At 62.6% G+C, this 14,048-nt stretch carries 13 protein-coding genes; 7 read left to right on the forward strand and 6 right to left on the reverse strand.

The window, feature by feature from the left end; translation table 11 throughout:
• The first annotated feature begins 31 nt into the window (after nucleotides 1-31).
• Nucleotides 32-2,506, forward strand: a complete 2,475-nt coding sequence (locus OSC37_RS14695; protein ID WP_267162183.1) for a DUF5059 domain-containing protein — start codon at nucleotides 32-34, stop codon at nucleotides 2,504-2,506.
• Here OSC37_RS14695 and OSC37_RS14700 read toward each other — a convergent pair whose 3' ends face one another.
• From OSC37_RS14700 to OSC37_RS14715, 4 genes are all read right to left on the reverse strand, one after another.
• Nucleotides 2,507-4,309: a PAS domain-containing sensor histidine kinase gene (locus OSC37_RS14700; RefSeq protein ID WP_267162184.1), complete on the reverse strand. Its 1,803-nt coding sequence runs from the start codon at nucleotides 4,307-4,309 to the stop codon at nucleotides 2,507-2,509.
• Between the two features lie 183 nt (nucleotides 4,310-4,492).
• The gene (locus OSC37_RS14705; protein ID WP_267162185.1) at nucleotides 4,493-5,944 is read right to left on the reverse strand and encodes an ATPase domain-containing protein; all 1,452 of its coding nucleotides are present in this window, start codon (nucleotides 5,942-5,944) and stop codon (nucleotides 4,493-4,495) included.
• A 110-nt stretch (nucleotides 5,945-6,054) separates the two neighbouring features.
• Entirely contained in the window at nucleotides 6,055-6,990 is a 936-nt protein-coding gene (locus tag OSC37_RS14710) for an oxidoreductase (protein ID WP_267162186.1), read from the reverse strand.
• Between the two features lie 49 nt (nucleotides 6,991-7,039).
• Entirely contained in the window at nucleotides 7,040-8,512 is a 1,473-nt protein-coding gene (locus tag OSC37_RS14715) for a hypothetical protein (RefSeq protein ID WP_267162187.1), read from the reverse strand.
• A gap of 89 nt (nucleotides 8,513-8,601) precedes the next feature.
• Here OSC37_RS14715 and OSC37_RS14720 point away from each other — a divergent pair, with 89 nt between their 5' ends.
• Both OSC37_RS14720 and OSC37_RS14725 read left to right on the forward strand, forming a co-directional pair.
• Complete coding sequence (locus OSC37_RS14720; RefSeq protein ID WP_267162188.1) at nucleotides 8,602-9,300, forward strand: ABC transporter ATP-binding protein; 699 nt, start codon at nucleotides 8,602-8,604, stop codon at nucleotides 9,298-9,300.
• Entirely contained in the window at nucleotides 9,297-10,562 is a 1,266-nt protein-coding gene (locus tag OSC37_RS14725) for an ABC transporter permease (protein ID WP_267162189.1), read from the forward strand. The genes OSC37_RS14720 and OSC37_RS14725 overlap by 4 nt, the downstream gene beginning before the upstream one ends.
• Nucleotides 10,563-10,599: 37 nt before the next feature.
• On the opposite strand, the gene OSC37_RS14730 is transcribed toward OSC37_RS14725, so the two are convergent.
• The gene (locus OSC37_RS14730) at nucleotides 10,600-10,917 is read right to left on the reverse strand and encodes an ASCH domain-containing protein (RefSeq protein WP_267162190.1); all 318 of its coding nucleotides are present in this window, start codon (nucleotides 10,915-10,917) and stop codon (nucleotides 10,600-10,602) included.
• 115 nt (nucleotides 10,918-11,032) lie between these two features.
• Here OSC37_RS14730 and OSC37_RS14735 point away from each other — a divergent pair, with 115 nt between their 5' ends.
• From OSC37_RS14735 to OSC37_RS14745, 3 genes are all read left to right on the forward strand, one after another.
• Nucleotides 11,033-11,371, forward strand: coding sequence for a thioredoxin family protein (locus OSC37_RS14735; protein WP_267162191.1), 339 nt, complete (start codon nucleotides 11,033-11,035; stop codon nucleotides 11,369-11,371).
• A 202-nt stretch (nucleotides 11,372-11,573) separates the two neighbouring features.
• Nucleotides 11,574-11,747 (forward strand): CopG family ribbon-helix-helix protein, encoded by a 174-nt coding sequence (locus tag OSC37_RS14740; protein ID WP_267162192.1) that lies wholly within the window; start codon nucleotides 11,574-11,576, stop codon nucleotides 11,745-11,747.
• Nucleotides 11,740-12,450 carry a queuosine precursor transporter gene (locus OSC37_RS14745; RefSeq protein WP_267162193.1) on the forward strand — a complete coding sequence of 237 codons (711 nt, stop codon included), beginning with the start codon at nucleotides 11,740-11,742 and terminating at the stop codon, nucleotides 12,448-12,450. Before OSC37_RS14740 ends, OSC37_RS14745 begins: the two co-directional genes overlap by 8 nt.
• On the opposite strand, the gene OSC37_RS14750 is transcribed toward OSC37_RS14745, so the two are convergent.
• Nucleotides 12,447-13,556 carry a CapA family protein gene (locus tag OSC37_RS14750; RefSeq protein ID WP_267162194.1) on the reverse strand — a complete coding sequence of 370 codons (1,110 nt, stop codon included), beginning with the start codon at nucleotides 13,554-13,556 and terminating at the stop codon, nucleotides 12,447-12,449. The two genes, OSC37_RS14745 and OSC37_RS14750, sit on opposite strands and share 4 nt — an antisense overlap.
• A gap of 161 nt (nucleotides 13,557-13,717) precedes the next feature.
• Between OSC37_RS14750 and OSC37_RS14755 the strand changes: the two genes are divergently transcribed.
• On the forward strand, nucleotides 13,718-13,924 hold the full coding sequence (locus OSC37_RS14755) for a DUF8145 family protein (protein WP_267162195.1): 207 nt from the start codon (nucleotides 13,718-13,720) through the stop codon (nucleotides 13,922-13,924).
• Nucleotides 13,925-14,048: the final 124 nt, after the last annotated feature.

The following is a 14,048-nucleotide window of genomic DNA, read 5'->3' on the forward strand; positions in this document are numbered from 1 at the left end:
CCGTTTAGTATCTTTTAGGCAAGCCTAAAGCATGGAGCAGACAAGACGACGGTGGTTGCAGTCAGCAGGAGCAGTTCTTACAAGTGTCGCACTCGCAGGGTGTAGTGGGAGTGATTCCGACGACCCTACGGAGACGGAATCAGCAGACGACGGTGAATCTGGTGGGACAAGCGACGGGGAATCGTCCGAAGACACATCTGAGGATGCCAGCGGTTCGTTTGATGCGACCGATGTGGCTGTCATCTCCGAGTGGAACGCAATCCGGACTCGCCTGCGCGATCCGGTCATTCTCGGTCACGCCGAGGAGTACGGTGCGGGCGCGGCTGTCGTCGGCGACATCTTCGAACGGTTCGAGACCGCCTCGGGCGAGTACAACGCACACGAGATGCTCGAAGAGACTAGCGACGAGCACTACGAGGGATTCGAGGCGGGGCTGGGTGACCTGCGGGAGACACTCGAAGCCGAAGACCTCGACGGTGCACACGAGGCGATGCATACGGCCGACAAACACCTTCGCCAGGCTCAGGCAACGGTGGCAGATAAAACGACGGTCAAGCGGCTGTCGATGCTCGTGATGGGCGCACACGTCGAGGATGCAGCCCTGCTCCTCGAAGCCGGCGACGAAGCCGACGCTGAGCACGAACTCTCGAAAATCGGTGACAAGTTCGAGGAGAAACACTACGATATGGTCGCCGAGGCCGACGCGGAGGCGGCCGACGGCTTCATCGACGCGACCGACCGCGCCGCGTCGAACGCCGGTTCCGACACCGAGGCGGCGATAGCGGCCGCACACGAGGTCTTCGGCGCGGCGGCCCAGGGAATCCATGCCCTCGCCGAGGACTCGGTCGCCGGGGCGGCACATATGGCTGCCCTCCAAGCCCGCGGCTGGGACGGAATGGCACTCGCCCGTGTCGGCGGCCCCTCCCGCTCGTACGCCCACGCGGCGGCGCTGAACGAGTACAGGGCACGCGCTCAGGACGCGATGTGGCTGTTCGAAGGCGGCAACGAGGCGGCCGCCGGCGAGTTCGTCCAGCGGGCCCTCGAATCATTCGAGACCGCGCGCGCTCACGACGCCCTCGAAGAGGCCGACCACGAGGCCTATGAGGGCTTCGAGGGTGGGCTCGAACAGCTCGGCGAGGCTATCGAGAACGGGGACGGCGAGGCCGTCGCGGAGGCAACAGTGGCAGTCGAGGATGCAGTCAGAAGCGGAATCGACGCGCTCGCTGCCGGCCACGGACCAGCACTGCTGGAAGCCGGCTACACGAAGGCACGTATCGAGGACGCCCACGAACGATACCGACTCGGCGACAGCGAGCGGGCAGCCGAAATCGCACAGGCAGTGTTCGCTGACTTCGAAGCCGACGCCGGCGGCTTCCACGAGACGCTCGAAGAAACCGACGAGGGTCTCTACGACGCCTTCGAACACGACCACCTGGAGGGGCTCATCGAATCCTTCCAGGCGGGTGACGACGAGGCCGTCACCGAACATGTCGAGGGCATCCGCGAGACACTGCTCACCTTCGAGACCGAGCTCGGCTCACCGGCGGCCGTCAGCGGTGTCGAGAGCGGTTACGTCACCGCACGACTCCGGGACGCTGTCGTGTTGGACCGGCTCGACGCCACGGAACGCGCCGAGACCGTGTCGACGGACGCGTTCGGCTACTTCGAAGCAGGGGCCGGCGGCTTCCACGAGGCAATCGAGGAAGCAAACCACGAAACCTACGAGGCCTTTGAGGGAGCAGTCGAGACCCTTCAGGGCAGTCTCGGAGACGAGGGTACCACAGACGCTGTCGAGAGCGTCACCGGCCACGCCACCGACGCGTCGTACGCAGTCGTCGAGGCGGGAGGCGGCGGTGCCGGCGGAGCCTCATTCGTCAGCGATGTCTTCGCCCACTTCGAGGGCGCGGCCGTCCACGAACTGCTCGAAGAGGCAGACCACGAGACCTACGAGGCCTTCGAAGGGGCGCTCGAAACGTACATCGACGCACTCGAATCCGGCGAGGGGTCACAGGAAGCTGCCAGTACGTACGCTGACGCGACGCTCAAAGGACAGTTCGCGGTCGCCGGTGCAGTCGAGGATGCGCCTGTCGAGGCCACCGGCGGAAGCAGCGACGAAGACGACTCAACGTCTGACCTCGAAGGCGGACCGAACGTCGTCGAGGGCGTCCCCGACGAGGCCGACCACGTGGTCGACATGACGGCGGTCGCCTTCGAGCCCGAGGAACTCACAATCTCCCAGGGCGAGACCGTCGCCTGGACGTTCGCAGGTGGAGAGCCCCATTCGGTAACGGCCTACGAAGACGAGATACCCGAGGAAGCGGCGTACTGGGCCTCTGGCGGCTTCGAGAGCGAGTCCGCCGCCCGCGAGGGCTGGGAAGCAGGGAAGGGAGCAGTACAGGAGGGCCAGGCCTACGTCCGGACTTTCGAGACTGCCGGCACCCACGAGTACCTCTGTATCCCACACGAGGCCGCAGGCATGGTCGGAGCAGTTGTGGTTGAAGCGTAGTCACGGCGGGAACTCGATTGTCACGGTGCTTCCACGGGGGTTGTTCTCGACAAACGAGACGGTTCCGCCGGAGTGTGCCACAATCAGGTGGACAAGCCAGAGGCCGAGACCGCTGCCGTGATAGAGCTGTTCGATTTCTGTCCCCTGGGTGAGGACCGTGCGGTCCATTTCCGGGATGCCCGGGCCGTCGTCGGTGACGGTGAGCGTGGGGCCGTCGGGATGGTCGGACAGCCGTATGTCGATGGTCGGATTGTCTCTGTCAGCGTGGACAATCGCGTTTTCGAGTAGTTCGACGAACGCTTGTTCGACGTAGGTGGTCGCGTGAATCCGACAGGAGTCGGGAACGGTGGCCGAAAGCCTCGCGTCGGGATATCTGTCGGCAATCCGGTCGACGACAGCGTTGACCATCCTGACCATGTCGACGGTGGTCTCTTCGGGGCTGTCGGTCAGGAACTTGGTAATCTTGCGTTCTTTCTCGACGGTCCGGTTTATGCGCTCGCTGGTGGCCCGAATCCGCTCTGCGTGCTCGACGAGCGCTTCTGGTGCGGTCTCCTCGATTTGCTCGGCGAACATCCCGATTGTCGTCATATCGTTGCGAAGATTGTGCCTGAGGACGCGGTCGATGACCTGTAGCTGGCTCTCCCGGGATTTGAGCTCTGTCACGTTCCGGCAGATGGCGATTGTCCCCTCTAGTTCCCCGGTCTCTCCGTAGTAGGGGTACCGGACCGTCGAGAACGTCTCACCGTCTATCGTCGGAAACGTCGGCGAAATCGTGTACTGAACTGCCCGCTCTTCGTCGAGCACCTGCTGCTTTCGCTCCTCGATACGCGCGGCCGAGTCGTCGTCCATGAACGCGGACTCTGTCTCGCCCAGCAGTTCCTCGCGTGACATCGCTGCGTATTCGGCCAGCGCCTCGTTGACGAGCCGGAACTCCCCAGCCCGGTCCTGTAGCATAATCGGGTCGTCGATACGCTCGACAATGTCCCGAAATAGTTCCAGTCGCTTCTCGGCCTGGACTCGCTGTGTGATGTCGGACTGGATGGCGACGAACTTCTCGGGAGCGTCGGCCTCGCCGTCTACGGGCGCAATCGTCTGGAACGCGTGGTACAACTCGCCGTTCTTTCGCTCGTTGATGATATCCTCTTCCCACGTGTCGCCATTCGAAATTGTCTCCCACAGCCGGTCGAAGTATGCTTCTGACATCTCGCCCGAATCCAGAAGTAGCGGTGTCTCGCCGAGTGCTTCGCTCTCGTCGTACCCGGTAATCTCTTCGAAGGCGGGGTTCACGTACTCGATTCGACCCTCGGCGTCGGTGATGTAGACGGCATGTCCGGCCGCCTCTGTCGCGCGCTTGAACTGACGGAGCTTGCGCTGTCCGGCCACCAGTTCGAGTGACTGTCGCCTGAGACGGAGCAACGCCTCCGTCCGCCACTCAAGTTCGACCTTCTTTATCGGCATCGAGACCACCTCATCGACGGTGTCGAACACGACGCCGTCGGCAATCTCGCCGCGGTCGATATCGAGCACCGAGAGGTCTGCCTCCGGCAGGAGCAACAGACACGGCAACAACACCGGCTCGGCCGCACGCTTTCGTTCCAGGAGCGTGTCTGCGTGCGTCTCCAGAGCGGGACCGTCGAGAACGCAGCAGTCGAACTCGGCAGTCGCGACCGGCTCCTCGGGGTCGACCAGCGTGTACCCCTCGTGGTCGGCTATCCAGTCGAGCAACAGCCGCTGATTGCCCTCTCCCGACAGGAGCGGGAAAATCGCCGCGTCCTCGTCGCCTCCATCTGGGTGGACTGTCATGATATGCCCACCTCACTGTGACTCTGTGTGGTCACACACCGTGGCTCGACCGACGGCCGGGGCCACTGTTCGAGGGGTGCTATGCCAGTGTCAGGCGACGGTAGCGTGCTGCCGGCGGAGGGGTCGTCGAGTGTATTCATGGGAATCTGTGATGGCTCCTGCTGTCTGGGATAGATTGTCTCTTCAGGTCTGGTCATCTGGGGACTGGTGCCACTCGGGTGTTCCGGTGAGGATGCCGCGGAGCTGTGGCAGCGGCCCACCGACCTCGATGCCAGATTCCGTTATCTCGAGTTCGCGGAGACTGCGCTCGAAGTCGCTGGTCCGCATTTTGAGTGAGCCGATGACCTTCCGCATCTCGCCACGGTACTCGACGTGTCGCAGGAAGATAATGTTGTCCGCGAGGTTGCTCGTCCGCTGTTCGGTTGCCTGGAAGTCGCCGGTGATATTGTGCACCTCGTTCATCAGAAACGTCGTGACGCCGGCTGCTCGCAGATACCGGCCGACGCGTAACAGGGCCTTGGTCGGACTGTCGAGGCCACGGAGGTTCTGCTGGAACCCCTGTGACCCATCTATCATCACCACCTCTGTGCCGTCCTCGACGGCCTCGCGGACCATGTGTTCGAACTCGCCGATGGTGTGTTCGTCGGGTTCGATGTCAATGACCGATAGAGTGTTGTTGTCGAGCGCCTGCTGGAGGGGGATTCCGATAGCAGCAGCCCGCTTGCGGAGGGTCCGCTGTGACTCCTCGAACTGGAAGAGAACGCTTTGGGTCCCATCCAGAGCGGCCTGTGTGAGAAACTGCATCCCGGTCGTTGTCTTCCCGACGCCTGTCGGCCCGCTCAGAATCGTCACTGTTCCCTGTTCGATGCCGCCGTACAGCAACTCGTCGAGGCCCGAGACGCCAGACGCGAGTGTCCCTTCTTCGACTTCGCGTGCCTGCTCGCCAGGCTGGAGGGTCGGCCAGACGGTCAGTCCGTCTGTGCTGATTTCGTAGAAGTGTTTCCCCCGCCGGAACGACGACCCCCGGAACTTGCTGACAGTGACGGCTCTCGTCTCGGCGGTCACGTCGAGTGTGATGACCGAGTCGACGAGAAACTGCAGGTCGTCGTCGGTGATTGTTCCACCGGCCTGGGAGGTGAGCATCACCGTCGCGCCCGCGTCCTTCAGGTAATCGAGAAGCCCTAAAATACCCGTTCTGAACCCTCGCTCGTCGCTCGTGAGGTACCGAAACTCCGTGATTGGGTCGAGCAACACCCTGTCCGGGTCGACCTCGTCGACTGTCTTCCGGAGTTCAGCGATAAAGTCGGGCTGTTCGACCTCTGCGGACTCGAACAACGTGTACGACTCCTCCTCTGCGAACTGCTCCTGTGTTGGCGAAAAGTTGTGGAACCGAATCGCGTCGGCACCGAGTCCGAACGCCGCCGCGGTCTCCTCAATGTAGCTCTGTGGTTCTCCGAGGTTGACATAGAGCGAGGTCTCGCCAGCCTCGACGCCCGCTGCGAGAAAGTAGAGGCCGAATATCGTCTTTCCCGCGCCTGGTGACCCCCTGACGAGGACATTTCTCTCTTCGATGAGGCCGCCGGACAACACCTCGTCAAGTCCGGAAACTCCCGTCGATATCTTATTGACAGTCATTATTTTACATACATGACCACTATGCTTATATGTACGGTACGTCGTGGCTCCCGATATGGTAGACGGCAGGCCATCGCGGCTGTGACCAGAAAGGCCGCTGCCGCCTGAATCTACTTGAGACCGAAGGTCACTCCGGTGAGTTCCGCGGACACGTCCCAGAGCCGGGCGGCGGCCGCCTCGTCGGTCGACCGCGCGCTGGAGGACTGGACCGTCGGTGCCCCACGCATGTTCATGAATCCGCCCGGCCCGACGTACTCGCCGCCAGCCACCTCGTCAGCGGTGGCCGCATAGAGCATCGGTAGGGTACCCTGCCCGGCGGGCTGGGCGACGAGCGTATTCGCTATCTTCATTCCGACGAGCCGCAGTCGAGACCCCGCCATCTCTGGGCCGCGGCGCTGTAGGTCCGTGTCGGCGTACCCTGGGTGACAGCCGACGCTTGTGACGCTTGCGTCGACTGCCCGGAGCCGCCGGTCAAGTTCGTACGCGAACAGGAGGTTCGCCAGCTTGCTTTGGGCGTAGGCGTCCCACTTGTCGTACGACGCCTCGCTGTGGAGGTCGTCGAAGGCCATCTCGCCGTTCTCGTGGAGGCCGCTGCTCTGGGTGACCACTCGACTCTCACCGTCTGTCTCACAGAGCACGTCGAGTAGCAGTCCGGTCAGCGCGAAGTGGCCGAGATGGTTGACCCCGAACTGCATCTCGAAGCCGTCTTCGGTCTCTCGGCGCGGAATCGCCATCAGCCCCGCGTTGTTACAGAGCACGTGCAACTCGTCGTATTCCGCCGAAAACGTCTCAGCGAACGAGCGAACCGAGTCGAGCGAGGCGAGGTCCAGTTCGAGCACGGACAGCGACGGGTCATCGACCGACGCTCGAATCTCGTCGCGTGCCGATTCCGCCCGACTGCGGTCTCGACATGCCATGACGACAGTCGCGCCCTTCTGTGCGAACGCATGGGTGGCCTCGAAGCCGAGTCCGCTGTTTGCGCCGGTCACGACCACAGTCCGCCCTGACTGGTCGGGCATCTCGTCGATTCCCCAGGAAGAACTCATGAAACAGTATAGGTTCTGAACTGAATTAAACGCCGTGCCGGCCGTTGTCCTACGCGTCGTCGCTCACCGATTCGATGACCTCCCGTAGCTCACTCTCGGAGAACGGCCCCAGGATGGCTGTCGTGGTGTCATTTGCTGTCCAGGCACCCACAGTGGTTCCGTCGTACTCCTCGATACGAACTTCCCTGTCGCCGACCGTGACGGTCTCGTCGAACTCCCTGGCGGTGTCCGACTGTGTGACAACTATCGACTCCTCGCCGTCGCTGTAGACGGCGACGAGCACGTCACCGACGGTGGTGTTCGTCTCGACAGAGACCTCCGTCGTGGCCGTGTAGCCACGCTCAAACTCCCAGCCCTCGCCGGGACTTGCAACCGTGAAGGGAACGGCAGTGCCGAACTCGTCTGCGTCCTCAGTTGCCGTCACGTCGACCTGTGCCAGTTCCGTCGTACCCGGCGCTTCGAAGGTGCTGTCGGCCGGTGAGACATCGAACCGCGTTTCTGTCACGTCGACGGTGACTGTCGTCTCCGGCCCAGTCCACTCGACTTTGAGAATCTCGTTCGAGTCGACACCAGTCCACAGTCGCGTCTCGTAGTCGGCTGCAGTGTTGGATATCACCAACTCGTGGGCCTCCTGGCCGTCTACCGTTGTTGTGCCGGCGAGCTCGATGCTCCGGTTGGCCTCCGTCTCGTTGAGTTCATCTGCCAGCGTCTGGAGGCGGTCCCGCAGTTCGTCGACATCCCCTGACCATTCGCTCTCGTTCCATCCCTCGATGCTCTCGGATAGTCCGTTGTGGCTCTCGTTCCACGACCACGCGTCTTCGAGGTCGCTGACAACCATGCTGCCGTCGAATGAGTCGAGAATGCTGTCGACTGCCTCACCGCCGACGGCGTCCTGGGATTGGTCACGAAGCGCGCTGACATCGACATCCGTCGTCTCGTTGTCGAGAACGTCGTCGTACTCGCCGTCAGCGAGCTCGCCGAGCGTAGCGTTCTCCGGCACCTCGTCGAGTGCGTCCTGCCACTCTGCAGGAAGCGCGCTCTCGTTGACCTGGCCGAGTACGTCGCCGACAGTCTGGTTCGCGTCGAACGCATCGAACGCCGTGATTCCCGCTCTCGGGTCGGCTGTGCCTGCCTGGAGGGTCACGGTTGCCGTCTCATCGTCGCCGACGAGGACAGCAGAGACGCCGGTCTCTGGCTCGTGAACCCAGACCGAGTCCTCATTAGAGCCCATCGTGACATATCCCTCCTCACCAGAGAGATTGAGCCACGTCTCGCCGTCAGCAGTCGCTGCGACAGCACTCTCGAAACTCGTCGTCCCGTTCGCCGTCTCGACTGTGACGACTGCGTCGGCAGAAACGGAGTCAGCAGTATTGTACTTCTCTTGAACATCTTCGAACACGTCTTCGCCCGTCGTGTCGTCGCTTGCGAACACGAATCCAGTCGCGGAAATTATCCCGACAGCCGCGACAGCGACAGCCAGGACGACAGCAACTCGGAGTCTGCCGCGGTCGTTCAGTTCCATCGAGAACTGCTAGGGCTCGCAGTCGGTTATACCCTTTGCCCTTGCACAATCAAAACATTCACGCCGTTGTCGTCCTTGTTGCTAGAAGCATGGATGAGAGCACGGACGGGGAGCCGGTCGTCCAGGTCGCCGAGGTGCGAAAGGAGTACGAGCTGGGCGGGACGGTGACGGCACTCGATGACGTGACACTCGAACTGCCCGCTGGCTCGTACACGGCGGTGATGGGTCCCAGCGGCTCCGGGAAGAGCACGCTTCTGAATCTGGTCGGCGCACTTGACACGCCGACGGCTGGTGACGTGACCGTCGACGGCCGGAACGTCGCCGACCTCTCCGAGACCGAGCGGGCGCGGCTACGGGGAACGCAGGTCGGGTTCATCTTCCAGACGTTCAATCTGATGACGCGACTCAGGGCCGTCGAGAACGTGACACTGCCGCTCGTCTTCGCCGAACAGGAGCGGTCGAGTCGCCGCGAACGCGCCCGCGAACTCCTCACCCAGGTCGGACTGGGTGACCGACTGGACCACCTGCCACGGGAGCTAAGCGGCGGCCAGCGCCAGCGGGTCGCCATCGCTCGCGCGCTCGCAACAGACCCCCGACTGATTCTCGCCGACGAACCCACCGGGAACGTCGACACCGAGACGGGTGACGAAATCATGTCGCTGTTGCGCGAGACGAACGAGCGCGGGAACACGATTTTACTGGTCACACACGAACGCCACATCGCGACCCGGGCCGACAGAATCGTCCACATGACAGATGGCACAATCGAACGCGTGGAGGCAGTATGAAGGCCCGCGACAGCGTCAGGATGGCGACGCGCTTTCTGACGGGTCACCGACTGCGCTCGACGCTGACCATCGCCGGTATCGTTATTGGTATCGCCACGGTCATCGTCTTCGCCAGCTTCGGCATCAGCGTCCAGACCGATGTTGTCTCTGAGTTCGAGGAGACCTCCGCAAGCGAGATATTCGTCGTGACCGGCGACGTCGGCATCGGCGGCGAGGACGACGGCTTCTTCGGCGGCTCCGTCGAGAACTTCGCGCTCCCGGCGGTCACGACGTACGACGTTCAACAACTGGGGCAAATCGACGGGGTGGTCTCTGTCATCCCCAGGGGGTCTGTCGATGTCACCTCGATGAGCGACGGCAACCAGACTGTCGTCCTGGATAGCCTGACTGCGACGACCCCCGCGGCCTTTACAGGCGACAACATCGTCAACGGCAGCGCCTTCGAGCCCGGGGCTCGCGGCCAGGTCGTCCTCAGTGAGTCTGCCGTCGAACAGTTCGAACAGAACGTGACCATCGGCGGACAGCTCACCGTCGACTACGGCGACCGGGTCGAGAACGTGACCGTCGTCGGCATCGCGAGCGGGGCACGCGGTGGCTTCGGCTCTTTCGGCGATTTTGCGCCGACGGTCTACGTTCCGACCGACCCGTACTATCAAGAAGCGGGTCCGACCGCAGCCTCGGCCAACCAGGGAGTCGAGCAGACGGCCTACCGCCAGGTGACTATCGTCGCCGAACCCGACCGGGTTTCGGACACACAGGAGCGCGTCGAGCGATATCTCAACGAATCCTCTGACGCGACCCAGGTTCTCGGTGATGTTGGCATCACTGTCCAGTCAACGGCCGACCTCGTCGACGGCATCGAATCAGTCCTGGCCGACATTATCCGGCTGGTCACCGGTATCGGTGTGCTCGCCCTCCTCGTCGGAGCCTTCGGCATCGCGAACATCATGCTCGTCAGCGTCACCGAACGGACCAAAGAGATCGGCATTATGAAAGCAAACGGCGCGCGGAACCGCGAGATTATGGGGCTCTTTCTTACGGAGTCCATCCTGCTGGGAATCGCTGGCGCGCTCGTCGGCATCCCGCTCGGTCTCGGCGTCGGCTTTCTCGCCTCCCTCTACGCCGATGTCGGCTTCACGATTCCCTACGTCTGGATTCTCATCGCCTCGGTGATGGGTATCGCGACCGGTATCGTCTCGGGGCTCTACCCGGCCTGGCGTGCCGCCCGTGTCGACCCCATCGACGCACTCAGGTACGAGTAACTGCTGTTTTCGTCCACTATCTCTCTGGTTCCGCTGTTCACTCGACCTTGGCGACCTGGTGACGGACCACGTCGGCGTCTTCGTTCCAGGTGAAGTCGCCGCCGTGTGCCCGGACCATCCGCTCCTTGTAAGCGTCGAGGTCGGCTGACCCCTCTCGTTTGGCGTCCTCATCGGTCATGTCGCCCAGCGTCCGCTCGGTCACGTCGACCACTTCGAAGGTGTCGCCGTCGAGCTCGAACGTGTCGCCTTCTTCGGCGTACTGGTTCCCACGGTGAATCTGGGTTATCTCGCCGTCTGCGACGGCGTTCAGCGTTCGGTCGTTGGGGAACAGGTCGCTCGGGTCGATTTCGCTCATAGGTGGGTTTTGGTCAGCATACTAAAGAAACGCTCGGCTCTGCGGGACTGAGGGCCATTGAGAGAGATAACTGGAACGCCGCTGGGGTTAATTGACTCTAGCTCGTTGTGTTCGTATGAACGAGACCGACCACTCGGACAGGCCCGTGACACTCCAGACCGAAGACGACCTGGAGGCGTTGCTGGCGGACACCGACCTCGCGCTCGTGGAGTTCTACACCGACGGCTGTGGCATCTGCCAGAGCATGGAGCCCGTCCTCACCAACGTCGCACGAGAGACGGCGGCGACGGTGGCGACCATCAACCCACGCGACGACCCGCCGCTGGTGGAGCGCTTCCAGGTACAGAGCGTTCCACTCTTCGTTCTTTTCGCCGACGGCGACCCCGTCGACCGCCGGGCTGACGGCTTCATCGGTGCCGATGACCTCCTGGCGTGGGTCGAGGAGTCCGCCTGATAGTGGCTGTGGGGAGTCTTTACCGCCGTCGGGAAACGAGACGTGTGTCTCACGCCGTGAAACACCGAGATTCGTGACGTGGTCACGAAAATAACCGCAACAATCAGTATAACTGAGCCACATCTGGCGTGTCGGGAGACACTATGTATCGCGGAGGATTCGAAACGATATGCTTATGCGAATCTCTGAAGAATCGCATGGTATGCCTAAGATAAGCGTCGAGGTCCCACAGGAGCTACTTGAGGACCTCGACGGACACGTTGGCGACGACGGAAAGTTTGTTAACCGAAGTGAAGCCGTTCGCGCCTCGATACGCAAGACGCTGGATCTGCTCGACGAAATCGACGAGCGCCAGGGGAGGCGAACTGATGAATGAGAACGCCGAAGCGCCCAAACTGCTTCTTGCTGCGCTGTTCGTCACGGCGCTGGTGACCGCACAGCTACTGGCGGTGAAGCTGTTGGTCGTCTCGGTTCCCGACGGGTTGCCTGTCGTCGGGAGTTCGGTCCTCGTTCCCGCTGGTGTGCTGGCGTACGCGGTCACGTACGTCGCGTCGGACTGTTTCACCGAACTCTACGGCCGTCGGCGGGCGACGCTATTGGTCAACATCGGATTCCTGATGAACTTCGTCATGCTCGGACTGGTCTGGCTGGCAATCTTTGCGCCCGGCTCCGACGCCGGTGTCGACCCCGACACGTTCGAGTCGGTGCTCGGCGTAAGCACGAACGTCGTCCTGGGTAGCCTGGTCGCATACCTCGTCAGCCAGAACTGGGACGTGTTCGTTTTTGACCGCATCCGTCAGGAGACCGGTGACGCCTATCTCTGGGCCCGTAACCTCGGGTCGACGACCTCCAGCCAGCTTATCGACACCGTAATATTCGTCGTCATCGCCTTCTCGCTTGCCCCCCAACTGCTTGGCGTCGGCGACGCCGTCCCGAACTCGGTTCTGCTCGAACTGCTCGTCGGCCAGTACATCGTCAAGCTCTCCATTGCCGTCCTCGATACGCCTGTCGTCTACGCTATCGTCGGCTACCTCCGGTCGAACGGCTGGGCGCCGGCGACCCGTCCCGCGACGAGCTAACAGTCTCCAAGCGGTATCGACAGCTCTCTGTCGCGTTCCTCGACAGTCGTGTCGTACGGCTCAGAGCGTTCGGTGAGCGTCTCACGAACCCACGCCGCGGCGTCGCCGTCTGCAACGGTCGCTCTCTCGTCTGTGATTCGTATCGGCAGCACCCGGAGTTCGGAGAGTTGGCCGTCGGCGACGACCACCTCGAACAGCGCGCTCCGTTTGTTGTGGACGCCTTCTCTGTCGACGTAGCTGACGTAATCGTCGACGAAATCCCCCGCGTCGTAGATAATTGGCCGCCCTTGATACACCTCGACCCCCTGGAGGACGTGTGCGCTGTGGCCGTGGACGACATCGACACCCTGGTCGACGAGCCAGCGGGCGAACTCCTCGTGTATCGGATTGGGCACGGTCTCCCAGTTCGGCCCCCAGTGCAGCGAGGCGACGACGAGGTCGGGGTCGTGTCGCTGCGCTCGGGTGAGGGCGTCGTCGACGAGTGCCCGGGTTGCGGCGTTTGCGACATGAAGGGTGCCGAAGGCCGTCCCTGGCGTGTTTGCGGCCGCCGCGAACTCTTCGGCCTGGTCGGTGAGCGCGAACGCGGCGACGGTCAGCCCGCCGGCCTCGAACACTGCGGGCTCTATCGCAGCCTTCTGGTCCGGTCCCGCGCCGGCGTGCGCGATACCTGCCTCGTCGAGATGTGTCTGAGTGTCTGACAGCCCCGTCTCGCCGAAATCTAGGATGTGGTTGTTCGCAAGCGAGGCAAACGAGACGCCGGCCTCGCGCAAGGCGGGAACGGCAAACGTCGGGTCGGCTCGGAAGTAGTACACCTTATCAGGCCAGCGCTCGCCGCCTGTCGAGACACAACACTCCAGGTTGACGACGAGGCCGTCGAGTGACTGGAGCCGCGACAGCGTCGACCCCCAGACGGCCGTCGGCTCCTCGCCGACCCACTGCTCGTTGACGCTCCGTCCGAGCATCACATCTCCCGTAAACCCAAGGCGAGCGTCGACGCCCCGGGCGTCGAGACAGCCCCGGTCGTGGCTGTCGTCGCCGGGGAAACCAGCCACACAGCCCGCGAGCCCGGCGAGTCCTGTGGTCAGGAGTTTCCGACGCGTCCTCATTACTCTGGACTGTCGGCAGGTAATCGCTTTAGTCCTGCGGAGACCACTGCCGGGCAGTCCCTCCTTGTTGATACAGTGGCGACCCGGCCGTACGAACCACCAGTCCGTTCAGGCCGAGCGTCCGGTATATATTCGCGCAGCGTTTACGTGAAGAGACAGCCATGTCGCAGATACCAGAGGATGCGCCCGAACGCTGTCCTGTCTGTGAGACTGTCTACGAGTCCATTTCAGAACACGACGAAGGACTGATGGTTGGACTCAACGACAACGAGCGGTACCGGCGGGTTTGCTTCGAGCCACATGAGACCGACGACGAGGCATGGATTCGATTCTATCACCACACCCACGAACAGGCCGCGTCGAACTGAACGGACACTGCCTCTGCGCTCGGCAGGATGTTTGGGTCTGTGTTCCCGATGTCTGTCGATACAAGAGGCGACCGGCCGCTGTTTCACCGCAGGGAACGACCCCTGTATTTTATCCCGGAGACGC

The sequence above is a fragment of the Halovenus salina genome, from assembly GCF_026410925.1.
In the GTDB taxonomy this organism is placed as follows: domain Archaea; phylum Halobacteriota; class Halobacteria; order Halobacteriales; family Haloarculaceae; genus Halovenus; species Halovenus salina.